Origin of the sequence: Vulcanimicrobium alpinum (assembly GCF_027923555.1) — a bacterium.
Taxonomy (GTDB): Bacteria; Vulcanimicrobiota; Vulcanimicrobiia; order Vulcanimicrobiales; family Vulcanimicrobiaceae; genus Vulcanimicrobium; species Vulcanimicrobium alpinum.
In genome coordinates this window covers 1,780,246-1,804,668 of record NZ_AP025523.1, presented here as the reverse complement: position 1 = coordinate 1,804,668, position 24,423 = coordinate 1,780,246, and the positions used below count along the sequence as shown (strand labels likewise).

General features: G+C 69.6%; 27 protein-coding genes and 3 pseudogenes. 28 read left to right on the top strand and 2 right to left on the bottom strand.

Annotated features, from left to right (window positions below):
- Positions 1–230 precede the first annotated feature (230 nt).
- The 9 genes and pseudogenes from WPS_RS09315 (at position 231) to WPS_RS09280 (ending at position 7,295) form a co-directional block, all read left to right on the top strand.
- A complete protein-coding gene (locus tag WPS_RS09315; protein WP_317994237.1) occupies positions 231–713 on the top strand; it encodes a YqeG family HAD IIIA-type phosphatase in 483 nt (160 codons plus the stop codon).
- Positions 714–716: 3 nt separating this feature from the next.
- Entirely contained in the window at positions 717–1,391 is a 675-nt protein-coding gene (locus WPS_RS09310; RefSeq protein WP_317994236.1) for a haloacid dehalogenase type II, read from the top strand.
- 19 nt (positions 1,392–1,410) lie between these two features.
- The gene (locus WPS_RS09305; RefSeq protein ID WP_317994235.1) at positions 1,411–1,629 is read left to right on the top strand and encodes a hypothetical protein; all 219 of its coding nucleotides are present in this window, start codon (positions 1,411–1,413) and stop codon (positions 1,627–1,629) included.
- A 19-nt stretch (positions 1,630–1,648) separates the two neighbouring features.
- Positions 1,649–1,891 (top strand): annotated as a pseudogene (locus tag WPS_RS18155) (DUF2231 domain-containing protein); the annotation flags it as partial.
- 77 nt (positions 1,892–1,968) lie between these two features.
- Positions 1,969–2,100, top strand: a pseudogene (locus tag WPS_RS18150) (hypothetical protein); the annotation flags it as partial.
- Positions 2,101–2,178: 78 nt separating this feature from the next.
- Positions 2,179–4,845, top strand: coding sequence for a valine--tRNA ligase (locus WPS_RS09295; RefSeq protein WP_317994233.1), 2,667 nt, complete (start codon positions 2,179–2,181; stop codon positions 4,843–4,845).
- 142 nt (positions 4,846–4,987) lie between these two features.
- On the top strand, positions 4,988–5,197 hold the full coding sequence (locus WPS_RS09290; protein ID WP_317997591.1) for a hypothetical protein: 210 nt from the start codon (positions 4,988–4,990) through the stop codon (positions 5,195–5,197).
- Positions 5,151–5,417, top strand: coding sequence for a nuclear transport factor 2 family protein (locus WPS_RS09285; RefSeq protein WP_405054873.1), 267 nt, complete (start codon positions 5,151–5,153; stop codon positions 5,415–5,417). The genes WPS_RS09290 and WPS_RS09285 overlap by 47 nt, the downstream gene beginning before the upstream one ends.
- 375 nt (positions 5,418–5,792) lie before the next feature.
- On the top strand, positions 5,793–7,295 hold the full coding sequence (locus tag WPS_RS09280) for a CoA-acylating methylmalonate-semialdehyde dehydrogenase (RefSeq protein ID WP_317994232.1): 1,503 nt from the start codon (positions 5,793–5,795) through the stop codon (positions 7,293–7,295).
- On the opposite strand, the gene WPS_RS09275 is transcribed toward WPS_RS09280, so the two are convergent.
- Positions 7,276–7,740 carry a winged helix-turn-helix transcriptional regulator gene (locus tag WPS_RS09275; RefSeq protein WP_317994231.1) on the bottom strand — a complete coding sequence of 155 codons (465 nt, stop codon included), beginning with the start codon at positions 7,738–7,740 and terminating at the stop codon, positions 7,276–7,278. The genes WPS_RS09280 and WPS_RS09275 overlap by 20 nt on opposite strands.
- A gap of 86 nt (positions 7,741–7,826) precedes the next feature.
- Here WPS_RS09275 and WPS_RS09270 point away from each other — a divergent pair, with 86 nt between their 5' ends.
- Both WPS_RS09270 and WPS_RS09265 read left to right on the top strand, forming a co-directional pair.
- Positions 7,827–8,318: a PaaI family thioesterase gene (locus tag WPS_RS09270; RefSeq protein WP_317994230.1), complete on the top strand. Its 492-nt coding sequence runs from the start codon at positions 7,827–7,829 to the stop codon at positions 8,316–8,318.
- Positions 8,315–9,157 carry an alpha/beta fold hydrolase gene (locus WPS_RS09265; RefSeq protein ID WP_317994229.1) on the top strand — a complete coding sequence of 281 codons (843 nt, stop codon included), beginning with the start codon at positions 8,315–8,317 and terminating at the stop codon, positions 9,155–9,157. The genes WPS_RS09270 and WPS_RS09265 overlap by 4 nt, the downstream gene beginning before the upstream one ends.
- Here WPS_RS09265 and WPS_RS09260 read toward each other — a convergent pair.
- Positions 9,154–9,645: a DUF1440 domain-containing protein gene (locus WPS_RS09260; protein WP_317994228.1), complete on the bottom strand. Its 492-nt coding sequence runs from the start codon at positions 9,643–9,645 to the stop codon at positions 9,154–9,156. The two genes, WPS_RS09265 and WPS_RS09260, sit on opposite strands and share 4 nt — an antisense overlap.
- A gap of 65 nt (positions 9,646–9,710) precedes the next feature.
- Between WPS_RS09260 and pyrR the strand changes: the two genes are divergently transcribed.
- From pyrR to WPS_RS09175, 17 genes and pseudogenes are all read left to right on the top strand, one after another.
- Entirely contained in the window at positions 9,711–10,265 is a 555-nt protein-coding gene (gene pyrR, locus WPS_RS09255; protein ID WP_317994227.1) for a bifunctional pyr operon transcriptional regulator/uracil phosphoribosyltransferase PyrR, read from the top strand.
- Positions 10,252–11,166 carry an aspartate carbamoyltransferase catalytic subunit gene (locus WPS_RS09250; protein WP_317994226.1) on the top strand — a complete coding sequence of 305 codons (915 nt, stop codon included), beginning with the start codon at positions 10,252–10,254 and terminating at the stop codon, positions 11,164–11,166. Before pyrR ends, WPS_RS09250 begins: the two co-directional genes overlap by 14 nt.
- On the top strand, positions 11,163–12,458 hold the full coding sequence (locus WPS_RS09245; protein WP_317994225.1) for a dihydroorotase: 1,296 nt from the start codon (positions 11,163–11,165) through the stop codon (positions 12,456–12,458). The genes WPS_RS09250 and WPS_RS09245 overlap by 4 nt, the downstream gene beginning before the upstream one ends.
- Positions 12,455–13,555 (top strand): glutamine-hydrolyzing carbamoyl-phosphate synthase small subunit, encoded by a 1,101-nt coding sequence (carA, locus tag WPS_RS09240; RefSeq protein WP_317994224.1) that lies wholly within the window; start codon positions 12,455–12,457, stop codon positions 13,553–13,555. Before WPS_RS09245 ends, carA begins: the two co-directional genes overlap by 4 nt.
- Complete coding sequence (locus tag WPS_RS09235; RefSeq protein ID WP_317994223.1) at positions 13,531–14,427, top strand: BatD family protein; 897 nt, start codon at positions 13,531–13,533, stop codon at positions 14,425–14,427. The genes carA and WPS_RS09235 overlap by 25 nt, the downstream gene beginning before the upstream one ends.
- The gene (locus WPS_RS09230) at positions 14,424–15,341 is read left to right on the top strand and encodes an AAA family ATPase (RefSeq protein WP_317994222.1); all 918 of its coding nucleotides are present in this window, start codon (positions 14,424–14,426) and stop codon (positions 15,339–15,341) included. Before WPS_RS09235 ends, WPS_RS09230 begins: the two co-directional genes overlap by 4 nt.
- Positions 15,338–16,126 (top strand): DUF58 domain-containing protein, encoded by a 789-nt coding sequence (locus tag WPS_RS09225; RefSeq protein ID WP_317994221.1) that lies wholly within the window; start codon positions 15,338–15,340, stop codon positions 16,124–16,126. The genes WPS_RS09230 and WPS_RS09225 overlap by 4 nt, the downstream gene beginning before the upstream one ends.
- Positions 16,123–17,046, top strand: a complete 924-nt coding sequence (locus tag WPS_RS09220) for a vWA domain-containing protein (RefSeq protein WP_317994220.1) — start codon at positions 16,123–16,125, stop codon at positions 17,044–17,046. Before WPS_RS09225 ends, WPS_RS09220 begins: the two co-directional genes overlap by 4 nt.
- A 14-nt stretch (positions 17,047–17,060) precedes the next feature.
- The gene (gene pdxH, locus WPS_RS09215) at positions 17,061–17,702 is read left to right on the top strand and encodes a pyridoxamine 5'-phosphate oxidase (protein ID WP_317994219.1); all 642 of its coding nucleotides are present in this window, start codon (positions 17,061–17,063) and stop codon (positions 17,700–17,702) included.
- Between the two features lie 237 nt (positions 17,703–17,939).
- A complete protein-coding gene (locus WPS_RS09210) occupies positions 17,940–18,935 on the top strand; it encodes an aliphatic sulfonate ABC transporter substrate-binding protein (protein ID WP_317994218.1) in 996 nt (331 codons plus the stop codon).
- Positions 18,928–19,671, top strand: coding sequence for an ABC transporter permease (locus WPS_RS09205; RefSeq protein ID WP_317994217.1), 744 nt, complete (start codon positions 18,928–18,930; stop codon positions 19,669–19,671). Before WPS_RS09210 ends, WPS_RS09205 begins: the two co-directional genes overlap by 8 nt.
- Positions 19,668–20,393, top strand: a complete 726-nt coding sequence (locus WPS_RS09200; RefSeq protein WP_317994216.1) for an ABC transporter ATP-binding protein — start codon at positions 19,668–19,670, stop codon at positions 20,391–20,393. Before WPS_RS09205 ends, WPS_RS09200 begins: the two co-directional genes overlap by 4 nt.
- Before the next feature lie 145 nt (positions 20,394–20,538).
- A pseudogene (locus tag WPS_RS09195) lies at positions 20,539–21,183 on the top strand (molybdopterin cofactor-binding domain-containing protein); the annotation flags it as partial.
- Entirely contained in the window at positions 21,180–21,632 is a 453-nt protein-coding gene (locus WPS_RS09190; RefSeq protein WP_317994214.1) for an SRPBCC family protein, read from the top strand. The pseudogene WPS_RS09195 and the gene WPS_RS09190, both read left to right, overlap by 4 nt.
- 7 nt (positions 21,633–21,639) lie before the next feature.
- Positions 21,640–22,692 (top strand): XdhC family protein, encoded by a 1,053-nt coding sequence (locus WPS_RS09185; RefSeq protein ID WP_317994213.1) that lies wholly within the window; start codon positions 21,640–21,642, stop codon positions 22,690–22,692.
- Positions 22,693–22,773: 81 nt separating this feature from the next.
- Positions 22,774–23,991: an IS256 family transposase gene (locus WPS_RS09180; protein ID WP_317994212.1), complete on the top strand. Its 1,218-nt coding sequence runs from the start codon at positions 22,774–22,776 to the stop codon at positions 23,989–23,991.
- 34 nt (positions 23,992–24,025) lie between these two features.
- Entirely contained in the window at positions 24,026–24,331 is a 306-nt protein-coding gene (locus WPS_RS09175; RefSeq protein ID WP_317994211.1) for a hypothetical protein, read from the top strand.
- Positions 24,332–24,423: the final 92 nt, after the last annotated feature.

The window sequence follows — 24,423 nt, the reverse complement described above, 5'->3', positions numbered from 1 at the left end:
ACGAGTATCGAACATACGTTCGTACTTCGTCAAGTCCAATCGTGCCATCGGGCGGTATCGGCACACTATCTAGTGGTCTACGCCGCCGGGCTGTACTAGATATTGTATCGCAGTCCGAGGACCTTGTGGAGGGGGAGCGGAGAACTTCTTTTTCCCGGGGATGGATCGGGGCTCGCCTGTGGAGGCCCGGCGAGCGGGGTGAGCGGGCTGTGGACGGAACCGGGGATAGCGTGGAGAGGTTCCGCGCCGACCATCACGCCCAGACGCTGCCCGACGTCTCCCTCGACGAACTCGCGGCGCTCGGGATCCGCGGCATCGTCGTCGACCTCGACAACACCGTCTGCGAGTACCGCCGGCCGGAACTTGCACCCGGGGTCGCGGACTGGGTGCGAACGGCGCAGCAGCGCGGCTTCGCGCTCGTTCTCGTGTCGAATAATTTCACCGAACGCGTCGGGTCGGTCGGCGCGCAGCTCGGCATCCCGGTGGTGCCGAACGCGCTCAAACCGCTGCCGTTCGCGTTCGTGCGCGCGCTCCGTCTGCTCGGCACGCCGCGCGGCGCGACGATCGTGATCGGCGACCAGCTCTTCACCGACGTGCTCGGGGCGAAGTTGGTCGGACTGCGCACGCTGCTCACGCAGCCGCTGGATGCGCGCGACTTTCCGCTCACGCGCGTTCTGCGATTCCTCGAACGCACCATCGCCGGGAGAACCTGACCGTTGCACATCGCCGCCGTCTGCTTCGATCTGTACGGTACGCTGCTCGACATCGGGGGGATGGCCTCGTCGTTCGCGGCGGCCGGCGTTCCCGATGCGCCGGCGTTCGTCGGCGACTGGCGCCGCAAGCAGTTGGAATATGCGTTTCTCTCCTCGCTCGCGCAGGCGTACCGTGATTTCGACGACGTCAGCGCGCTCGCGCTGGAGTTCGTCTCCGAGCAGCGCGGCGTCGCGCTCGACGTTGCGACACGCGCGACATTGCTGCAGACGGTCCGTTTGATGCCGCCGCATCCCGACGCCGTTCCCGCACTGACGCGCCTGCGCGGACGGACCATGCCGCTCGCGGTACTGACGAACGGCGTCCCCGCCAGCGCCCGCGACGCGCTGCGGCACGCCGGGCTGCTCCCGCTGCTCGACGACGTGCTCTGCGTCGACGCGGTGCGCGCGTACAAGCCCGATCCGCGTGTCTACGCGCTCGCGACGGCGCGCTTCGCTTGCACGCCGCGTGAGATCGTCTTCGTCTCGTCGAACGCGTGGGACGCGTGGGGCGCGTCGCACTTCGGCTTTCGCGTCGCGTGGTGCAACCGCAGCCGCGCTACGCCGGAACGGCTCACGCCGGCGCCGGAGATCGCGCTCGCCGGGCTGCACGACTTGGAAGCGTTCGTCACGGCGCCGTAAAGCGGGTACGGGCGCCGGCATGGATACCGGCAGCACGAACCCCGCCAACGAGCAGCCCGAACCGGAACTCACGCAAACCAACGCGCGCACGGTTGGCGGCGATGACGTTCTCGCGCAGACCGATCCCGAAACGGACCAGATCGAGACGGTCGACGGAACGAGCACGCGCACAAAATCCGGCGCGATCCCGTCGTCCTACGGCGCGTCCGTCGGCGTCGGCGACAACGCGGAAGAATGAACGGCGAGACCGACCAAGGTTGCGGGAGATCAAGGAGCCGAGCACGCCGCTCGCCGGGATCTACGGCCATCCGACGCATCCGATCGCGGTGAAGCTGCCGATCGGCGCGTTCGTCGCGAACCTGCTATTCGATTCGCCTCGCCGCAGCCAGAAACCGCGCGTCTTTGCGCGCGGCTCGGCGGCGGTGGCGAAGACGGGACTGGTCGGCGGCGCGGCGGCCGCGTTCTTCGGCTACCTTGATTCCACGAAGATCCCCGCCGGCACGCCGGCCGGCAACACGGCACGGCGACGGCGCACCTCGCGCTCAACGCGACCACGCTCGGGCTCTCACCGCATCTCGGCGGGCGCGAGCGGCGGCTGCGCCGGGAGGAGACGCGCAACGAGCCGGTCGCACCCGGCGAACTCGCGCTCTCGCTCCTAGCCCTCGCGCTGCTCGGCGCGTCGGGCTGGCTCGGCGAGATGCTGAGCTAGCACTTCGGGGTTCGCGTAGCGCGCGAGCGCGATCAAATCGAGGGACTTGCCGAGGCGTAAGCCGTAGACCGGGCGGTTGTGAACCAGGGCCGCCCCGAACTTCCCAAACAGTACGACCCCGCCGAGGTCGAGCCGCGGCTTTATGCGCGCGCGCTCGGTCTCGGCGTCTTTCACGAAGCCCCAGACCCCGCGCGGCCGCCGTTCGTCATCTCGATGCCGCCGCCGAACATCACCGGCCGCGCGCACCTCGGGCACGGCTCGACGTACACGCCGATGGACGTGCTGACGCGCTATCACCGTATGCTCGGCGAGAACGCCGATTGGATTCCGGGTCAGGATCACGCGGCGATCGCGACCGAAGCCGTCCTCGTCCGCGAACTCGCCAAAGAAGGCAAGACGCGCGAGGGATTAGGCCGCGACGCGTTCCTGGCGCGCGCGTGGGAATGGCGCGAACAGTACGGCGACGCGATCAACGAAGCGTTCCGGCGCCTGGGCTTCGGGCCGGACTGGGAGCGTCAGCGTTTCACGATGGACGCCGGGCTCTCCGCGGCCGTGATCAAGGTCTTCGTCGACCTCTACAACGACGGGTTGATCTATCGCGGCACGCGGCTGGTGAATTGGGATCCGACGGCCGGCGGGACGCTCTCCGACGCCGAGGTGGAGAACGACGACGTCGACACGTTCTTGTGGCACGTGCGCTACCGCGCCGAAGACGGCGGCGACGGGCTCGTCATCGCGACGACGCGGCCCGAGACCTATCTCGCCGACGTCGCGGTCGCCGTGCATCCGGATGACGAGCGCTATCGCGACTTGATCGGCAAGAACGTCGTGCTGCCGATCGTCAACCGCCCGATCCCGGTGATCGCCGACGATGCCGTCGAGTCGAGCTTCGGCACGGGCGCGGTGAAGGTTACCCCGGCGCACGACCAGACCGACTACGAGATCGGGACGCGGCACGGCCTCGCGATGCCGACCGTGATCGACTACGACGGCCGCATCGTTGCGCCGGTATGGCGTTACGACGAAGCGGCGGAAAGGCGCGCTCCGATCGACGCGCAGGGGCCGGCGATGCAGCCGTACGTCGGCCTCGATCGCTTCGACGCACGCGCGCGGATCGTCGCGGACCTGCGTGCGAGCGGCGCGCTGGTGCAGGAGGCGCCGTATCACACCACCGTGCCGGTGAGCTCGCGCTCGCACGCCGTCATCGAGCCGCTGCTCTCGCTGCAGTGGTTCGTGCGGATGGAGTCGCTCGCGGCACCAGCCCTCGAGGCGTACCGCTCGGGCGCGTTACGGTTCGTCCCCGAGCGTTTCGGCCGCACGTACGCGGCGGGTCTGGAAACGCTGCGCGACTGGAACATCTCGCGTCAGGTCTGGTGGGGCCATCAGCTGCCGGTGTGGTACACGCCCGCCGACGATGTCGTCGTCGCGCACGACGAGGGCGAAGCGCGCGCGATCGCCCGCGAACGGTTCGGAACCGCCGACGTGCGGCGCGATCCCGACACGCTCGACACGTGGTTCTCCTCGGGGCTGTGGCCGTTCTCCATCCTCGGCTGGCCGGAGCGCACGCCCGAACTCGACCACTGGTATCCCAACCAAGTGATGATCACCAGCCGCGACATCATCTTTCTGTGGGTCTCGCGGATGGTGATGCTCGGCCTGCGCTTCGTGGGACGGCTGCCCTTCGAGACGGTCTTCGTCACCCCGCTCGTCTTCGACATGCAGGGCCGCAAGATGTCGAAATCGCTCGGCAACGCGATCGATCCGATGACCGATCTCGTCCCGAATTACGGCGCCGACGGGACGCGCTTCGGGATCCTGCGCCAAATGCGGCTCGAATCGCAGGAACTCCGCTTCGACGAACGCTACTGCGACGAAGCAAAGCGCTTCGCGACCAAACTGTGGAACGCGCTGCGCTACACGTGCTCGCTCGACGAAGGTCTGCCCCGCGCGGCGGTGCTCCCGCCGCACGAGACGCTCACCCTCGCCGACCGCTGGATCCTCACCGAGCTGCGGCGTTGCGTGGAGAACGTGACGGCGGCGTTCGACCGGTTCGCATTCGGTGTGGCCGCCGACACGCTCTTGCAGTTCGGCTGGTACACGTTCTGCGACTGGTATCTCGAGGCGACGAAGGCGCCCTCGCAGCGCGAGACGCGCGCCGCCGTCCTCTCGTTCGCCCTCAACGCGTTCGTCCGCGCGCTGCATCCGATCGCGCCGTTCGTGAGCGAGGAGATCTGGCTGACGCTCCCGCACGACGGCACGACGATCGTCACGGCATCCTGGCCCGACGTCGAGGAGATCCCGGCGTTCCCCGACGACGCGGCGACGTTCGCCGCAGTGATGGCGAAAATCGACGAGCTCCGCAACGTCCGCGCCGAATGGCACGTCGCACCGAAAGACCGGTTGCGGGTGGAGATCCCAGCGTCGCTCGCCGGCGAGCGCGACGTGGTCGAGGCGATCGAGACGATCGTGCGGGCGGAGATCGCGACGTACCCGGGCGGGAACGGCGCGATCCGCGACTGGGTATTCGCGGTCCGCGCCGTCGCCGACAGCGCGAAACTGCGCGAGCGCTACGCGCGTGAACTCGCGCGGCTCGACGGCGAGGTTGCGCGCTCGGAGAAGAAGCTCGCCAACGACGCATTCGTCGCCAAGGCGTCGCCCGACGTCGTCGCCGCGGAGCGGGCGAAGCTCGATGAGTATCGTCGCGAGCGCGAACGCGCGCAGCGCGGTCTCGACGAGCTGGCATAACGCGGGAGCGCCGTGCCGCGTGCGGGAGCAGCGGCGCGCTGCGCAGTCCGACGGCCCTGCTCGTCTTCGTTCTGCATCGGTACGATGTCACGGGCGAACCACGTTCGCACACCACTCGTCGTTCACGGAGCGCGAGTGATCGATGTCTACTGAAGATGACGTCGTCGGGGCGTCCCAGACGTTCTACGCGGCGCTCAACCGCATGCTCAACGGCGATGCGAGCTCGCTCGGCGACATCTGGTCGCACAGCAACTCCGTCATCACGATGCATCCGATCGGGGGGCCGCGATCAGAGGTGGGAGCGCGTGCGGAGTTCCTTGGAACCGGTCGCGCAGCTCTCGACGGGCGGTAGCGTCCACCTGAGCGATCGGCATCTCCAATCGGCGGGTGAGATGGCGTACGAAGTCGGGATCGAGTACGGGACGTTCAGGCTCGCCGGACGCGCGATCGCCGCCGAATGCCGCGTCACGAACGTCTACCGCCGCGAAGGCGGCGCATGGAAAATCGTCCATCACCACACCGACGTCTCGCCCGCGATGGTCGACGCGCTGCGCGACCTGACGAGGGCATAGGAGCCTCGTGGCCTTCGCAATCGTACATTTCTGCGCCGGCGGGACGCAGTCGCAGTATGACGCGACGATCGCCGTGTTACATCCGGCCCCTGGTCGTCTGCCGGAGGGCCTGCTCGCGCACGCCGCCGGTCCGTCGCTGGGCGGGTGGACGATTCTGGCGATGCACGACTCGCACGAGAGCCGGGAGCGCTTTCGCGACAGCGTGCTGTTGCCGGCGACGCAGAAGGGGATCCCGGGCGGGTTTGCCGGTCCGCCGCAAGAGACGGCGATCGACGTGGTCAGCCTGTCCGCTGAGGGAACCGCGCGCGGCGCGGCGTCGTCCGGGTCCGGGAAGGCGCGGTGGGTCCGATTCCCGGACGGCGCGAACAGAAGAAGATGCAAACGGCGACTCGCGAGCTCGGTCATTTCATCAACGGCACCGCGCACGCAAGTGCGAGCGGACGCTGGGGCGACGTGTACGATCCCGCGTCGGGCGAGGTGCAGGCGCGCGTTTCCTTGGCCGCCGTCGCCGACGTCGACGCGGCGGTGCAGGCCGCCCGCGTCGCCTTCGACGGCTGGGCGCGCACCGCGCCGGCGCGCCGCTCCGCGGTGATGTTCGCGTTCCGCGAAGCGCTGCGCAGCAACATGGACCGGCTGGCGCGGATCGTCACCGCCGAACACGGGAAGACGTTCGACGACGCGCGCGGCGAAGTGCAGCGCGGTCTCGAAGTCGTCGAGTTCGCCTGCGGCATCCCGCAGCTGCTCAAGGGCGAGTTCAGCGAAAACGTCGGGACCGGGATCGACGTCAAGGCGGTGCGTCAACCGCTCGGGGTCTGCGCGGGGATCACGCCATTCAACTTTCCGGCGATGGTGCCGATGTGGATGTTTCCGGTCGCGATCGCGTGCGGCAACACGTTCATCCTCAAGCCGAGTGAAAAAGATCCGTCGCTCGCGCTCGAGATGGCCGCACTGCTCGCCGAGTGCGGCCTGCCGGCCGGCGTGTTCAACGTCGTCAACGGCGACAAGGACGCGGTGAACGCGATCCTCGAGCATCCGGGGATCGACGCGGTCAGCTTCGTCGGCTCGACGCCGATCGCGCAGCACGTGTACACCCGCGCCGCCGCGACCGGGAAGCGCGTTCAGGCGCTAGGCGGCGCGAAGAATCACCTCGTCGTGATGCCCGATGCGGATCTCGCTCAGGTGACCGACGCGCTCATGGGTGCGGCGTACGGATCGGCCGGCGAGCGCTGCATGGCGATCTCCGTCGCCGTTGCCGTCGGCGACGCCACCGCCGACGCGGTGATCGCGCAGCTGCGCGGCCGCATCGCGTCGCTCAAGGTTTCGCCCGGCATGGAACCCGGCGCGGAGATGGGGCCGCTGGTGACCGGCGAGCACCTCGAGCGCGTGCGCGGCTACGTCGAACTCGCCGCCAAAGAAGGCGCGCAGATCGTCGTCGACGGCCGCGACGCCGATCTGCCGGGGCGCGGATTCTTCCTCGGCGCGACGCTGCTCGATCGCGTCACCGCGTCGATGCGCGTCTATCGCGAAGAGATCTTCGGGCCGGTGCTCTCCGTTGTGCGCGCGTCGTCGTACGACGAGGCGCTGGCGCTCGTGAACGCGCACGAGTTCGGCAACGGCGTCGCGATCTTCACCCGCGACGGTGACACCGCGCGGCATTTCGACGCGAACGTGAAGGCGGGGATGGTCGGGATCAACGTGCCGATCCCCGTCCCGGTCGCCTATCACAGTTTCGGCGGGTGGAAGCGTTCGCTCTTCGGCGACACCTACGTGCACGGCAACGAGGGCGTGCGCTTCTACACGCATCTCAAGACGACGACGACGCGCTGGCCGACGGGGATCCGCGCCGGCGCCGAGTTCGTCATGCCGACGATGAAGTAACCGCCAGACTCGGCTCCGCCTCTTCGGCGCCGCGGCCGGGGACCGCGCGCGTGTCGCGAGGATGCAGGCGCTCGCCGCAGTGCGTGCAGACGAAGCGCGGCTCGGCGCGGCGGCCGCACGTCACGTGTTCGAGCACCACCGGCGGCCCGTCGTCGGCGTACCAGCGATCGCCCCAGCCCAGCAGTGCGACGATGACGGGAAAGAGATCGCGTCCCTTCGCGGTCAGCCGGTATTCGACGCGTCGCGGGCGCTCGGAGTAGGGCCGTTCTTCGAGAATCTCGTGCTCGATCAGCCGTCGCAGGCGCGCGCTCAGGATGTTCGGTGCGATCTCGAGCCGCTCGACGAACCCGTCGAAGCGGCGCACGCCGCGAAACGCCTCGCGGATCACGAGCAGGGTCCACCACTCGCCGACGACGTCGAGCGCGCGCGCGATCGAGCAATTCATCCCCTCGAAACTTCGGCGCTTGGCCATCCGCGGTCGCCTCCTTTGCGGAAGGAGAGTGCGACGCGGCGCCGGTAGTTCCTTGCATCATGCAAGCCACTCGCGAACGGCTCGTCCGCTGGGAAGATCCGCTCTCGCATCTCGCAGGCTTCGAAGGGATGACGGGCCTTCAGGCGCTCCAGGCGATCGTCGAGGGGCGCGTCCCGCCGCCGCCGATCGCCAATTTGATGGATTTCACCATCGTCGAAGTCGATCAGGGGCGCGCGGTGTTTGAAGGCCTCCCCGGCGAGCACCACTACAATCCGATCGGCTCGGTGCACGGCGCGTTCGCGCTGGCGCTGTTCGACTCGGCGATGAGCTGCGCGATCCATACCTTGCTCGACGTCGGCGTCGGCTACACCACGACCGACGTGCAGGTGCGGTTCATCCGCGGCATCTCGAAGGATTCGGGGCCGATCCGCTGCGAGGGAACGGCGCTGCACGTCGGCCGCAGCACGGCCGTCGCCGAAGGCAAACTCTACGACGGCAGCCGCAAGCTGCTGGGCATCGGGACGACCGCCTGCGCGATTCTGCGGCGATGACGGAACTGCGTCTGCGCGGGCACGAGGGCGTCACGCTGGCGGCGCACGCGCTCGGCGATCCCGCCGCACCGCCGGTGCTGCTGCTGCACGGCGGCGGACAAACGCGACACGCCTGGAGCGGGACCGCGCGCGCCCTCGCCGATCGCGGCTTCTACGCCGTCACGCTCGATCTGCGTGGGCACGGCGAGAGCGACTGGTCGCCGGACGGTTCCTACCGCGCGGCGCATTTCTTCGCCGACGTCGAAGCGGTGGTCGCGACATTCGCGATCCCGCCCGTGATCGTCGGCGCATCGCTCGGCGGCGCGATCGGCTTGTTCGTCGCGGCCGCGAAGAACGTGCGCGTGCGCGCGCTCGTCCTCGTCGACATCGCGCTGCGCGCCGAGATGGAGGGCGTGGAGCGGATCGTGCGCTTCATGGAAAGCGGGAGCGGCGGATTCGCCTCGCTCGAAGATGCGGCCGACGCGATCGCGGCGTACCTGCCGCACCGCCGCCGGCCGCTGCGCGTCGACGGGCTGAAGAAGAACCTGCGCTTGCGCGACGGCCGCTGGTACTGGCACTGGGATCCGGCGATGCTGCAGAGCCTCAAGATCGGCGACCTGCGCGCGAGCGGCGCCTTCGTTGACGCGGCAAAGCGGCTCGACGTCCCCGTGCTGCTGGTGCGCGGCGAGCAGAGCGACGTCGTGAGCGAGGAGATCGCGCGCGAATTTCTCGAGATCGTCCCCGCGGCGCGCTACGTCGACGTCGGCGGCGCGCGCCACATGGTCGCCGGCGACGCGAACGACCCGTTCACGCAGGCGGTCGTCGACTTCGTCGACGACGTCGTGCGCGCGGCCGGCTAAGCGTCGTCCGCGCGCAGGCGCAGCGCGCGCACCTGCGTCTCCAGCGCGATGCCGTAGACGAGGTGGTAGAGGAGCCCGCGCAGGGCCGTCTGGGGCGGGAACGCGGTCGTCGGCGGCGTGAGCCCGAGCGCGGGGACGACGACGGCGTTGGCGGGAAACGCGAGCGCGCCGTACAGCGCGCCGCCGCCGCCGCGCAGCCACCGCGCTCGCCGCGAGAGCGGGACGTACGCCAGCGCGAGCAGCACTCCGAACGAAACGTGCGCGACGCGTCCCCAGCGCACCGCCTCGTCGTGCGAGGGTTCGTGCCCCGCCGCGCGCATGACCGCGCGCGCGAATTGTCCGGGACCGGTGAGGTCTTCGAGTTCGGATTCCGGCCGGTGGACGGCCTCGGATTGCGCGTTGTAGACCAGTTTGTCGGCGCGATCCATCATCCACGTCGCACCGAGCCCGGCGACGACGGAGCCGGCCAGACGGGCGATGGTCGTCATGCCCCGCTTGTACCCTTCCGTGCGTCCAAAGGCAAACGGGTTGCCCGGCGACGAATCTGCGCCTGATGCAAACCGCGGTCACCCGCCGGCGCGTGCTCATGTCGTCCGACGAGATCGAACGGGCGATCGCGCGGATGGCCCATCAGATCGTCGAACCGGAAGACGTCCAGGAAGGACTCCTGCTCATCGGGATACGACGCGGCGGCGAAGCGCTCGCGCGTCGGTTGGCCTCGAAGGTCGGCGAGATCCGCGGAACCCTGCCCGACCTCGGCTTTCTCAATGTGAATCTGTATCGCGACGACGACGTCGCCCGCGAACTCCCCGAGTCGGAGATTCGCAGCACGATCACCGGCCAGACCGTCGTCCTCGTCGACGACGTGCTCTACACCGGGCGCACCGTGCGCGCCGCGCTCGACGCGGTGACCGACCTCGGCCGCCCGCGGGCGATCCGGCTCGCCGTGCTCGTCGACCGCGGCCTGCGCGAACTTCCCGTGCAGGGCGATTACGTCGGCAAGGTGATCCCGACCAGCCGCCGCGAGCACATCGACGTCATTCTCTCCGCGCAACGATCCGACGCCGACGCCGTCACGGTGACCGACGAGGATCGTGGCCCCGCGTAGCCTCCTCGACGTCGACGATCTCGCCCCCGCAGAACTCGTCGGCGTGCTCGACCGCGCGGTTGCGTTTCGCGACGCGCTCCCCTCGCGCAGCCTGCTCGCCGGCGTTCCGGTGCTCAACCTGTTCTTCGAAGCGTCGACGCGCACCGCGACGTCGTTCACGCTCGCCGAACAGCGCGTCGGCGCCGACGTGATCTCGTTCGCGCCGGGCGCGTCGAGTCTGGGCAAAGGCGAGACGATCGCCGACACCGCGCTCACCCTGCACGGGATCGGCGTGCGCGTCATCGTCGTGCGCCATCACGAGTCCGGCTTCGCGCGCCGGCTCGCCGACGCGTTCGACGGCCACGTCGTGAACGCCGGCGACGGCACGCACGCGCATCCGACGCAGGCGCTGCTCGACCTGATGACGCTGCGCCAGGAGTTCGGGCGCTTCGCCGGTCTGCGGGTCGCGATCGTCGGCGACATCCTCCACTCGAGGGTCGCGCGTTCGAACATCGTCGGGATGACGATGCTCGGGATCGACGTGACGCTCGTCGGCCCGGCGACGCTGCTTCCCGACGCGTTCGCCTCGCACGGCGTGCGCATCGAGCGCGATCTCGACGCGCTGCTGCCGTCCCTCGACGCGGTGATGATGCTGCGCATCCAGCGCGAACGGATCAGCGGCGGGCTGCTCCCGTCGCTCGACGACTACACGCAGCGCTACCAGCTCAACCGCGCGCGGCTGCGATCGCTGCGCAACGACGCGGTGATCCTGCATCCGGGCCCGTACAACCGCGGCGTCGAATTGACCGACGACGTCCTCGACGATCCGCGCTCGCGCTACGTCGCGCAGGTGCACAACGGCGTCTTCGTCCGCATGGCCGTGCTGGATCTGCTGGTCAACGGCGCCGCGGTGGCGGCATGAAGACGCTGATTCGCGGCGGCCGCGTGATCGATCCGCTGCAGGGGATCGACGCGAACCGCGACGTCCTGATCGAGAACGGGTTCGTGACGCAGATCGGCGAGCATCTCGATGCCGCCGGCGTGCGCGTCGTCGACGCGAGCAACGCGTTCGTTGCGCCCGGGTTCATCGACATGCACGTCCACCTGCGCGAGCCGGGTCAGACGCACAAGGAGACGATCGCGACCGGAACCGCGGCCGCCGTCGCGGGCGGCTTTACCGCGGTCGCGTGCATGCCCAACACCGAGCCCGCGCTCGACTCGGCGGCGATCGTCTCGGAGGTGGTCCGGCGCGCCGACGCCGCCGGCCTCGCGCGGGTGTATCCCGTCGGCGCGATCACCAGAGGCCGCGCCGGTGCGGAACTCGCGCCGTATCACCTGCTCGCCGACGCGGCCTGCGTCGCGTTCAGCGACGACGGTTCGACGCCGCGCGACGCGCGCGTCCTGCGCAATGCTGCGCGCTACGCCGCCGACCTCGCGCACTGCTTCATCTCGCACTGCGAAGACGCCGACCTCAAAGGCGACGCGGTGATGAACGAGGGCGAAGCCTCGATGCGGCTGGGCCTCGACGGTTCGCCGGGGCTGGCGGAGGACGTCATCGTCGCCCGCGATCTGCTGATCGCGCAGGACACCGGAAAGGCGTGGCACATCGCGCACGTCTCGACGGCGAACTCGCTCGAGCTGATCCGCTGGGCGCGCGGACGCGGCGTGCGCGTCACCTGCGAGGTGACGCCGCACCATCTGGCGTTCGTCGACGACCGCTTCGACGACTATCGTGCCGACTCGAAGGTCAACCCGCCGCTGCGCGACGCGCGCGACCGCGACGCATTGCGCGCGGGCGTTCTCGACGGAACGATCGACGCGTTCGCGACCGATCACGCGCCGCACGGGCTCGACGAGAAGGCGCAGCTGCTCTCCGCCGCGCCCGTCGGCTTCACCGGCCTCGAGATCGCGGTCGGCGCGTACGCGTTGGCGCTGCCGGAACTGGGGCTCGAGCGCTACGTGACGCTCCTCTCCGTCAACCCGGCGCGGATCCTCGGCGTACCGGGCGGCTCGCTCGCGGTCGGCTCCGCCGGCGACGTCACGGTGTTCGCCGATCGCCCGTGGACCGTCGACGCGCGGCTGTTCCGCTCGAAGGGGAAGAACACGCCGTTCGACGGGTTGACGCTGCCGCGGCGCGCGCTCGCGACGGTGATCGACGGCGCGGTTGTCTTCGAACACGGCCGCGTGCTACCGCGTGAAGAGGTCCCTGCATGATCCCCGCCGCGACTACTCGCCACAACGCCGTCCTGCTGCTCGCCGACGGGACGCGCTTCGACGGCGAGGGGCTCTCCGCGACCGGAATCGCGCTCGGGGAAGCGGTGTTTTATACCGGGATGACCGGCTACGAGGAAGCGCTGACCGATCCGTCCTACGCGGGGCAGATCCTCGGCTTCACCTATCCCCTGATCGGAAACTACGGCGTGAGCGGGACGGTCTCGCAACATCCGCACGCGTGCGTCGCCGGCGCGGCGATCAAACATCTCGCACAGCATCCCTCGCATTACGCGTCGGTCCAGGATCTCGGTTCGTGGCTCGACGCGCAGCACGTCCGCACGATCGTCGGGATCGACACCCGCGCCCTGACGATCGCGCTGCGCGAGCACGGCACGATCGCGGCGGCCCTCGCCGTCGGCGACGAGGCGATCGCGCAGGTCGACGAAACGCTGGCGCGTTACGCGCGCGAGGCGACGACGCAGGGTCTGGTCGCCGGCGTCGCCGACGCGTATACCCCCGGCCAGACGGTCGGCGACGGTGCGATGCACGTCGTGCTGATCGACTGCGGCGTGAAGCGGGCGATCCTGCGCGACCTCACCGCACTCGATACGCGCGTGACGGTTCTTCCCTACGGTGCGACGAGCGACGAGATCCTCGCGTGCAAGCCCGACGCGGTCCTGGTCTCGCCGGGTCCCGGCGATCCGCGCGATCTCGGCGGCACGGTTAAGACGCTGCGCGCACTGATCGGGAAGACGCCGGTCTTCGGCGTGTGTCTGGGGCACCAGTTGCTCGCGCTCGCGCTCGGCGCGCAGACCTACAAGCTCCCCTACGGCCATCGCGGCGGAAACCAGCCGGTGAAAGATCTCGTCCATCGTGAAGTGCTGGTCACGGCCCACAACCACGGGTACGCGGTCGACGGCGCGACGCTTCCCGCCGAGCTCGAAGCGACGATGATCAACCTCAACGACGGGACCAACGAAGGCTTCCGGCACCGGACGCTTCCGATCGAGGCGGTGCAATTTCACCCCGAGGCGTCGCCGGGGCCGTTCGACGCGCGGAGTCTGTTCGCGCGATGGCTCGAGCGCGTCGAGCGGTAGCGGCGCTCGGCGCGTGCGCCGCGCTCGCGCTCGCCGCGGGATCTTCGGCGTTCGTGCGGCCGGCCGGCGCGCAGGGTCTGCGCACGCTGCATGTCGACGCGCTCGCGATGCGCGTCGACAAACAGCAGGTGCACCTCGGTGAGACCTTTCATCTCGCGATCCACGTGCACGTCCGCGAACGCGTCCCGGCGCTCGACGAGCTCGTCGTCCCCGACGTCGGCTCGATGCTGCTGCTCGGCGACGAACGGCACGTCAGCCAGAGTTCGAACGGAACCGAGGTGATAGAAACGCTGACGCTCGAACCGCGCGACGCCGGCGCGTACACGTTCCCGCCCGCGTACCTCGACGCGATCGACGCGCGCTCGAAGCGCCCGTCGCGCTTCTCGGCCGCGCCGGTGCGCGTCGTCGTGCTGGCGGCCGGCACGGCAGCCGGCGGTTCCGCGATTACCGCGGCACGGATCGGCGGCCTGCTGGTCGCGGCGCTGGCCGTGCTCGCTGCGGTCCTGGTTGCGATCGGGTTCGTGCGCGTGCGCCGCCGCCGCGCGCAGACGGTCGCGGACGCAGCGCTGCCGATCGCCGCGCCGGCTGCACCGGACGCGGCGCCGCTGTCGCCGCGTGACGAGGTCGCGGGCGCCCTGCGCGCGTATCGCAGCGCACCCGCCGATGGTGCGCTGACCGCGCTGCGCACGTCGCTGTTCGCGGCTTCCGGCGTCGCGCCGGGCGCGACCCTGCGCGACGCGCTCGCATCGGCGCGCGACGCCCGGCTGCGCGCCGCGCTGCTGGCCGCTGAAGACGCCGCGTTCGGCCCCGCGGCGGGCCGCGACGGCGCGTCGCGCGAGTTGATCGACGCAACGCAGAAATGGCTGGGATGAGCAAACCCGCGGACGTCGTCGACGCGCTGCGCGCCACGATCGTCGGTCAGGACGAAGTCGTCGAAGTGCTCGTGCTCGCCCTGATCGCCGGCGGGCACGTCCTGCTCGAAGGTGCGCCCGGCGTCGCCAAGACGCTGGCGTGCCGCGTCCTCGCCGCCGCGGTCGGCGGCGTCTTCCGGCGCGTGCAGTTCACCCCCGATCTGCTTCCTTCGGACGTCGTCGGGACGCGCATCTTCGATCAGAAGTCGGGCGAGTTCGCGACCGTCTTCGGCCCGCTCTTCGCCAACGTCGTGCTCGCCGACGAGATCAACCGCGCGCCGGCGAAGGTGCAATCGGCGCTGCTCGAAGGGATGCAGGAACGGCGCGCGACGATCGGGCTGCAGACGTACGATCTGCCGGCGCCGTTCGTCGTCCTCGCGACGATGAACCCCTACGACGCGGACGGGACGTACCCTCTCCCGCTCGCGCAGCTCGACCGCTTTCTGGCGAAGGTCGTCGTGGCGTACCCGTCGCTCGACGAGGAGCGGACGATCGTCGACCGCTTCGGTGCCGGCGAACTCCCGCTGCGCACGGGCGTCGCGTCGCTCGACGACGTGCTGCGGTGGCAGCACGAAGCGCACGGCGTCTTCGTTGACGCGAAGGTCCGCGATTACGCGGTCGACGTCGTGCGCGCGTCGCGCGGCGCAGCGATGGTCTCGCACGGCGCGAGCCCGCGCGCGGCGCTGGCGCTCGTCGCCCTCTCGCGGGCGCGGGCATATCTCGAGGGGCGGACGTTCGCGACCCCGGATGACGTGCGCGATCTGGCGCCGTCGGTGCTGCGCCACCGGCTTTCCTACGACGACCGGATCGCGATCGCCGGCGACGATCCCGAGACGGTGGTGCGCGAGATCGTCGCGGCGGTGCGCGCGCCGTGAACGCGCTGCGCACCGCGATCCTGCGCGGCGCGCGGTCGCGCGCGCGGCCGGGCGCCGCGACGCGCGGTGCGCGCCCGGGCGACGGCCTGGTGTTCTCGCAGCTGCGCACGTACGTCGAAGGAGACGATCCGCGCCGCATCGATCACGCCGCGACCGCGCGCGTCGGCACCCTGCAGACGCGCGTCTTCCTGGAAGAGAACGCGCTCGTCCTCGCCGCGATCCTCGACGAGTCGGGTTCGATGCGCGTCGGGCGCAAGCGTCCGCTGCTCGCGGCCGGGCAGGACGCGCTGCGCACCTGGTTCGGCGCGATGGAGAACGAGGATGCCGCCGCGCGCATCGTCGACGCCCGCGTCGTGCGCGATCGCCGCGCCGCGCCGCTCGCCGAAGCGCGTGAACCCTTCGCGTTCGCGACGGCGCTGACGATCGCGCTGCGTGCGCTGCCGCGCGGAGCGTCATTGCTCGCAATCGGTGACGGCTTCGATCTGCCCGACGATGACCTGCTGGCACGCGCCGGACTGCGCTTCGACGCCACGGTCCTGCTCGCGCGCGATCCGTGGCGGGACGACTTGCCGCTCGCGGGCTTCGTCCGCCTGCGCGACGGCGAGAGCGGGCGCGTGCACCGCGCGTACGTCGACGCACGCACGCGCTCGCGTTACCGCAGCGCATCCCGCGAACGAGAAGCCGCGCTGCACGCGCGCTTCGCGCAGGCCGGCTGGCGCACGGGCGTCCTCGACGAATCCGACGGCCGCGCGTCGCTGCTGCGCGCGTTCGGGCTGCCGGGATGACCGTCACGCACCCGTGGTGGCTCCTCGCCGGACTCGTGCTCGCGGCGGCGTTTCTCGCCCTCGCGCACGCCGCGTCGCGCCGCGCCGATGCCGCGGCGCTGGCGTACAGCAACCTCGCGTTCTTTGAAGCGGCAACCGCGCGGCGCATCGATCCGGCACTCGCGCTCGCGGTCGCGACCGCGTGCGGGATCGCCCTGCTCGGCGCCGCGCTGGCGGGGATTCGCATCGTCGCGACGCTGCCGTCCGGCGCCGGCGCGGTCGTGCTGTGCGTCGACACCTCGGGCTCGATGCGCTCGACCGACGTCGCGCCGTCACGGTCCGATGCCGCCGCGGCCGCGGTGCGCGCGTTCGTCGACGCAGTCCCCGACGGGACGCGCATCGGGATCGTCGCGTTCTCGAGCGCAGCCGGCGTCGTTCAGCCGCTCACCGACGACAAAGACGTCGCGCGCGACGCGATCGGCCGCATCCCGCCGCCGAACGGCGGTACGGCGATCGGCGACGCGCTGAGCGCGGCAGCGCGCCTGCTGCCGCCGGCGGGACGCCGCGCGATCGTGCTGATCACCGACGGCGTGAACAATCTCGGCAGCGATCCCTCGCAGGCCGCGCCGCAGATCGGCGCGGGCGGGATCGAGATCGACACGATCGGGATCGGCACCAACGACAGCGGGCAGTTGGTCCCGGGAACCGATCAGACCGCGTCGATCGACGAAGACGCCCTCCGCCAGATCGCCGAGGCGGCGCACGGCGCGTACGCGCGCGCGAACGACGCCGGGACGCTGCGCGGCCGGCTCGCGGCGCTCGCGCACAGCACGACGGCGGAGAAGAAGCGCATCGACGCGTCCCTGCCGCTGGCGCTCGCCGGCGGGCTCGTCGCGATCGCGGGGCTCGGTGCCGGGATGCTGGCGGGCCGCTTCCCGTAGTCGAAGGGAGCATCGTGAACGACGATCTGCTGACCCGCCGCTTGTCCTACGAACGCGGCATGCTCGACGAGGGGACCGTGTCTGCGGACCCGTTCGCGCAGTTCGACGCGTGGCTGAGCGAGGCGCTCGCGATGCCGGGGATCGTCGAGCCCAACGCGATGAGCCTCGCGACCGTCGGCGATGAGGGGCGTCCGTCGTCGCGGATCGTGCTGCTGCGGCAATGGGACGGCCGCGGGTTCGTGTTCTACACCAACTACGAAAGCCGCAAGGGCGGCGAGCTCGCGCACCGACCCGCCGCGGCGCTGCTGTTCTGGTGGGGCGCACTCGAGCGGCAGATCCGGATCGAGGGGCGCGTCGAGCGCGTCGACAACGCCGAGAGCGACGCGTACTTCGCGACCCGCCCCCGCGGCCACCGGCTGAGCGCCTGGGCCTCGCCGCAGAGCCGCGTCGTCAGCGGAAAAGACGCGCTCGAGGCTGCGATGGCAGAAGCGGAGGCGCGCTTCGCGGGCGACGTTCCGCGGCCGCCGCACTGGGGCGGCTATCGCGTCGTCCCCGACCGGTTCGAGTTCTGGCAGGGCCGGCCGAATCGCGTCCACGACCGGGTCGCCTACGAGCGCGTCGCCGACGGCTGGACGATCGCCCGCCTTGCACCGTGAAGCCGCGCGCCGACGGGTGCGGTTGACCGCGTGCGGCGCCGCGTGGTATAACCGGCCCACTTTATGCCGAATGCCGCGTCGTTTCTCGCGATGTGCATGTGCTGTCTCCCCCGCCCGGGAGTCGGCTAGGATCGGCATGAGCTGATCGCGCAGCGCGCGACACCGTGCAGAGCCCTCGCCGACCGGCGGGGGCTCTTGTTTTTCACCGCTTTCCCATCGCATCAGGAGGCGTCACCCATGTCCTCGTTCTCGCTCTCTCGATCTCGTTTCCTCACCGCCGCGGCCGGCGCGTCGGCCGCCGCAGCCTTCCCGCGCGTCGTGCGCGCCGCCGGCATCGACCGCATCGGCGTCGACTACGCGTACTACAATCCACCCAGTCTCGTCCTCAAGCAGAAGGGTTGGCTCGACGAAGCGCTCGCAAAAAACAAGATCGCGGTCGACTGGGTGCTCTCGCTCGGCTCGAACAAGGCCAACGGCTACCTCGCCGCCGGCGCCGTGCAGTTCGGGTCGACCGCCGGCAGCGCGGCGCTGCTCGCGCGCGCCAACGGCACGCCGATCAAGACGGTCTTTCTCTACTCGCGGCCCGAATGGACGGCGCTCGTCGTCGCCAAGGACTCGCCGCTCAAATCGGTCCGCGACTTGAAGGGGAAGAAGGTCGCGGCGACGCGCGGCACCGATCCGTGGTTCTTCCTGCTGCGCTCGCTCGCCGCGAACGGCTTGCAGCCCGCCGACGTCCAGCTCGTCGACCTGCAGCATCCCGACGGCCGCACCGCACTCGAGCGCGGCCAGGTCGATGCGTGGGCCGGTCTCGACCCGCACATGGCGGCGTCACAGCTCGAAGCGGGCTCGCGACTGCTCTACCGCAACGTCGCGTTCAACACGTGGGGCGCGCTCAACGTGCGGGAAGACTTCCTCGCCCAGCATGGCGATATCGCGGCGATCGTACTCGCGCAGTACGAACGCGCGCGTCAGTACGCCGCGGCGCACGTCGATGAAACCGCGGCGCTGCTCGCCGAGGCGTCGCATCTCGAACGGCGCGTCGCCGACCTGCAGCTGCGCGAGCGCACGACGTATCCCGGGAACGGCACGCCTGGGAACGACTATCACGAGGCGATCGCCGCCGTGGTCCCGCTGATCCGCGCCGACAAACTCGCGCGCGCCGACGCCGACCTCGACGGCGCGCTCGCGTCGCTGGCGGACGGCCGTCTCGCGGCGACGGCGCTGCATGGCTAGGTTCGCGCTGCCGCTCGCGCTCCTCGCGGCGTGGTTCGCGGTGACCGCGAGCGGTGCGATCAAGCCGTATCAACTCTCGTCGCCCGCCGACGTCGTGCGCGAGCTCGCCGATCTCGCGCAGAGCGGCGCGCTTCTGCGCGACCTCGGCGCGAGCGTCGAACGCGTCGCGCTCGGTTTCGCGATCGCGCTGGCGCTCGCGCTCGTCGCGGGTGCGCTCGTCGGCGGATCGCGGTCGGCGGAGCGCATCCTCGACCCCACGCTGCAGGGCATCCGCGCGGTGCCGTCGCTGGCATGGGTCCCGCTGATCCTGCTGTGGCTGGGGATCGGCGAGACCGCGAAGATCGTGCTCGTCGCGATCGGCGCGTTCTTTCCGATCTACGTCGCGCTCGTCAGCGGGATTCGGGGCGTCGATCGCAAGCTGGTCGAGGTCGGCGCGGCGTTCGGTCTCTCGCGCGGCGCGCTGATAGCGCGCGTTCTTGTCCCCGCGACGCTGCCGCAATTGCTCGTCGGCGCGCGCATCGGGCTCACGCAGGCGTGGCTCTTCCTGGTCGCCGCCGAATTGCTCGCTGCGACCAGCGGGCTCGGCTTTCTGCTCACCGACGGGCAGCAGACGTCGCGCACCGACGAGATCATCGTCGCGATCCTCCTGTTCGCCGTCTGCGGGAAACTCTCGGAGGGCGCGATGCGCCTGCTCGAGCGGCGTCTCGTCGGCTGGACCGACACGGTGCCGGCATGACGGCGGCGGCACGGCGGGGCACGGCGGACGCCGCGGCGCGCGTGCGCGGGCTGCGCAAAGCGTTCGGCGCGCACCTCGTCCTCGACGATCTCGACCTCGACGTCGCGTGCGGCGAACGTCTCGCGATCCTCGGCGCGAGCGGCTGCGGCAAGTCCACGCTGCTGCGCTGCATCGCCGGTCTCGAACGTCCCGATGCCGGCACGATCGTCACCTCGGGCGAGATCGGCGTGGTGTTTCAGGAGCCGCGGCTCTTCCCGTGGCTCGACGTCGCGTGCAACGTCGGGTTCGGCGCGCGCGACGCGCACGAGCGCGCGCGCGTTGCCGACGTGCTGGGCCTGGTCGGGCTCGCGAACGCGGCGAAGCGTCTGCCCAAAGAACTCTCGGGCGGGATGGCGCAGCGCGCGGCGCTCGCGCGCGCCCTCGTCCGCGATCCGAGCCTGCTGCTCCTCGACGAACCGTTCGCCGCGCTCGACGCGCTGCGGAGGATCGAACTGCGAACGGCAGTGCGCGAGATCCTCGAGTTCACGCGTGCGTCGGCGATCTTGGTGACCCACGACGTCGAGGACGCGCTGGCGCTCGCCGACCGGGTGATCGTGCTGGCGGGCTCGCCTGCCGAGATCGCGTTCACCGGTGCCGTTGGTGCGGATGCGACACGCGCCGCAATTCTCGCCGCGCTCGGCGTGGTCGAACGCGAGGGGCACGCACGACGCAGCGCGAGTTGAAGGAAGGTTCTTCCGGCTCCCGGTAGGTCCGTCTCCCCGACGCGATTCCACGGGAGAGCCGGCGGTGTTCCCTGTCGCTTTCGATTACCGGCGCGCGAGTTCGCTCGACGAAGCGATCGCGCTACTGCAGCAGCACGCCGGTGGCAAGCTCGCCGCGCACCTGCTCGAAGCGTCGGAAGACGACGTCGAGCGGAGCGCCTACAAGTTCCGCATCAAGGGCGTTCCGGAAATCGCCGTGACGATGCAGGGAGTCGCGTTCGCGGCGTACACGAATCCGGGCGAGAACGAGCCGGGTCTCGAGGCCGTCTACTACTACGATCCACCGAACTTGACGTTCCCCTACGGTGCGTACGTCGCCGTCGTCGAAGTCGACCCCCAGACCGGCGCGGTCGAGGTCAAACGGTTCCTCGCGATTGACGACTGCGGCACCGTGATCAACCCGCTCGTCGTCGAAGGCCAGATCCACGGCGGCCTTACCGAAGGGTTCGCGATCGCGTTCATGCAGGAGATCCGCTACGACGAGAGCGGGAACAATCTCAACACCAACTTCACCGAGTATCTGGTGCCGACGTCGCTCGAGACGCCGCACTGGGAGACGTGCAGCACGGTGACGCCGAGCCCGCATCATCCGATCGGCGCGAAGGGTGTCGGGGAGAGCCCCAACGTCGGCTCGCCGGCGGCGTTCGTCAACGCGGTGATGGACGCGCTCGCTCCGCTCGGGATCGCCCACGTCGACATGCCGCTCACCCGCGAGAAACTCTGGACTGCGATGCAGCGGGCGGCGCGGTGAACCTGACCTTTCAGGGACGCGAACGGATCCCCGCACCGCGCGCGACCGTATGGGCGTTCATCAACGATCCGGAGGCGATCGCGTCGTGCATGCCCGACGTGATCTCGACGACGATCCGCGGCCCGCACGCCTTCGAGGTCGTGGTGCGGGTCGCGGTCGGACCGGTGAAGGGGAAGTTCACGTTCAAGGTGACGCTGGCGCCCAGCGACGACGCGTCGCACATGGGGATGACGATCTCCGGCGGCGGCTTCGGCAGCGTGGTCGATCTTCCGGCGAGCGCCGAGGTCAGCGACGATCCGGCGGGCGGAACGATCCTCGATTGGCAGGGGACCGCGACGATGCGCGGACCGGTCGCGACCGTCGGCGGCCGCGTCCTCGACGCGCAGGCGAAGCGCGTGATCACGACGACGTTCGCGAACGTCAAGTCGCGGCTGAGCGCCACGGCGTGACCGCACGATGTCGTCGTTCGCGTGTTTAGCGGCACTCGAACGCGACCGCACGCCGTTCGCGATCCAGACGGTGGTGTGGCGCAGCGTGCCGGTGAGTTCGCACGTCGCCGACAGCGCGATCGTCCAGTGCAACGGGACGATGGAAGGTTTCGTCGGCGGCGCGTGTTCGCGCGAGATCGTGCGGCGCGAAGCGATGCGGTCGATCGCCGACGGGCGGCCGCGGCTGCTCCGCATCCGGCCGGAGCGGAGCGGCGAGGACGCCGTCGAGCGCGACGGCACTTTGATCGTGCCGATGGGCTGCGCCTCGGGAGGTGCCGTGGACGTGTTCATCGAGCCCCATCTGCCGCTGCGGCGGCTGATCGTCGTCGGCGATACGGCCGTTGCGGAAGCGCTCGCGCGCATCGCGGCGCAGGTCCCGTACGACGTCGTGCGCGTCGTCGCCGCGGAGGAACTCGACGACATCGACGCGGTCGAGCGCGTCCGTCCGATCGCGCTCGGCGCGTTGCCGGATCTGCTCGCGCTCGACACGCCGGCCGGCGGTCCCCTGCTCGCGGTCGTCGCGTCGCAGGGGCATTACGACGAGGAGGCGCTGGCGACGCGGCTTGCGGCGGAGCCGCACTTCGTCGGCGTCGTCGCCAGCCGCCGCCGCGCCGCGGAGCTGCGCGCGGCGCTCGCGGCGCGCGGTGCGAGCGACGAGGATCTCGCGCGCGTTCGAGCGCCGGTCGGGCTGGATCTGCAGGCGCGCACGCCGGGCACGGTCGCGATCGCGATCCTCGCCGAACTCGTCGGCGTCACCGCGGAGTCGACCCCCGTCGACGCCGCAGTCGCGGTCGGGATCGATCCCCTATGCGGGATGGAAGTCGCCCTCGCCGAGGCACGCTTTCGCAGCGAACACGACGAGTTTGCGACCGCGCTCGAGCTGATGCTGGCGCTCGAAAAACCGCTGCTGATCGAAGGCCCGGCCGCGCTCGTCCTCGCCGGTGCGCTCGAGACCGGGCTGACCCGCCTGCAATGCTACGAAGGGCTCGACACCGCCAGCGGGCCGAGTCCCTATAATTGATGTAAATTGAGCGGGCGGGTAGCCACCGCCCCGGTTCGAAGATTGACGTTGTTCAACACCTCAATCGAAAGGACCGGAACGGTGGCCGATTACGATCTTACCCTATCCCGCGACGCGATTCCAGCTTTGCTCGATCAGCCGGCAGCGCTCGGCAAACTCGTCGAAGTGATTCTCAACCAAGTGCTCGAGGCACAGATGCGCGATCATCTGGGCGCCGAGCGGTACGAACGCTGTCAAGAACGGGAGGGCTATCGGAATGGGTATCGCGATCGACAGCTCTCGACCCGCGTCGGATCGCTGGTCCTGCGCGTGCCGCAAACGCGCGACGGCAGCTTCTCAACCGACATCTTTGAGCGTTATCGCCGCAGCGAACAAGCCTTTGTCGTGGGCCTGATGGAGATGGTCGTCAACGGCGTCTCGACGCGGAAGGTCACGCGGATAACCGAAGGCCTCTGCGGGACGTCGTTTTCGAAATCGACGGTAAGTCGCCTTACGAAGGCACTCAACGAACCGGTCGCGGGATTCTTGAATCGCCGGCTCGACGCAGCGTACCCATTCATCATCGTTGACGCGCTCTTCACGAAGGTGCGCACCGACAAGAGCGTCGTCAGCAAAGCGCTGCTCATCGCGAGCGGCATTCGTGCTGACGGATACCGCGAGATCCTTGGTCTTTCGATCGGCGATTCGGAGAGCTTTGCGACGTGGAACGAGTTCTTTCGCGGCCTCAAAGCACGCGGCTTGCACGGCGTCGACGTTGCCGTCTCCGACAATCACTCGGGCTTACGCGAGGCGATCGCCAAGCAATTCGTCGGCGCGACATGGCAGCGCTGCCAGTTCCACGTGATGAAGAACTTGCTCGATCACGCGCCCAAGAAAGAACGCGAAAACGTAACCGCTGCAGCTCGGCTGATCTTTCTCGCAACTGATCGCAAAGAGGCTGAGCGTCGATATGCGGAATTCATGGCCCGCTTCGCAGAAACAGCGCCGAAGTCGTGCGTGTGCTTGGAAGGAGCGTTCGAAGACATGTTTGCGATCTTGCCGCTGCCGGAGAAATATCGCCGGCGACTGCGCACGAGCAACATGCAAGAGCGGCTCAATGAAGAGATTCGTCGCCGGGAGAAAGTCATTCGCATCTTCCCAAACGACGCCGCGGCGATTCGCATGGTCGGCGCGCTACTCTCCGAGCAAAACGACGAATGGTTAAGCCGAGCCTACTTCGACATGACCGAATACTTCGAATGGAAAGCAACGACGGTGGCCAAGCCGGCCGCCGTAAAACGAGACAGACGAGCAGCCTAACTAACGCGATCGACGAACCGGAATTACAGCAGATTTGGGACTTGACTCCGCCAGCGCCCTCTACGAAGGGAACTACCCGAAGCAGTTGCTGCGCATCCGGCTCGGGGAAGGCGAGAGCGCGACGCCCGAGGAGCGTGAAGCGCAGATCTTCAGCGCACCGTATCTGCTCAAACGTCCGCTGCTCGAAGCGATCACGCAGGAGCGCGCACCGGTGCTCCTGATCGACGGATCGATCGCGCCGACGAAGCGTTCGAAGAGTTCCTGCTCGAGATGCTTGGCGAGTTCCAGATCACGATCCCGGAGCTCGGGACGATCCCTGCGCGCGAACGCCCGGCGGTGATCCTCACCTCGAAGCAGCCGCGAGCTCTCCGACGCCCTGCGGCGCCGGTGCCTGTACGCCTGGATCGACTATCCGACGCGCGAGCAGGAGGT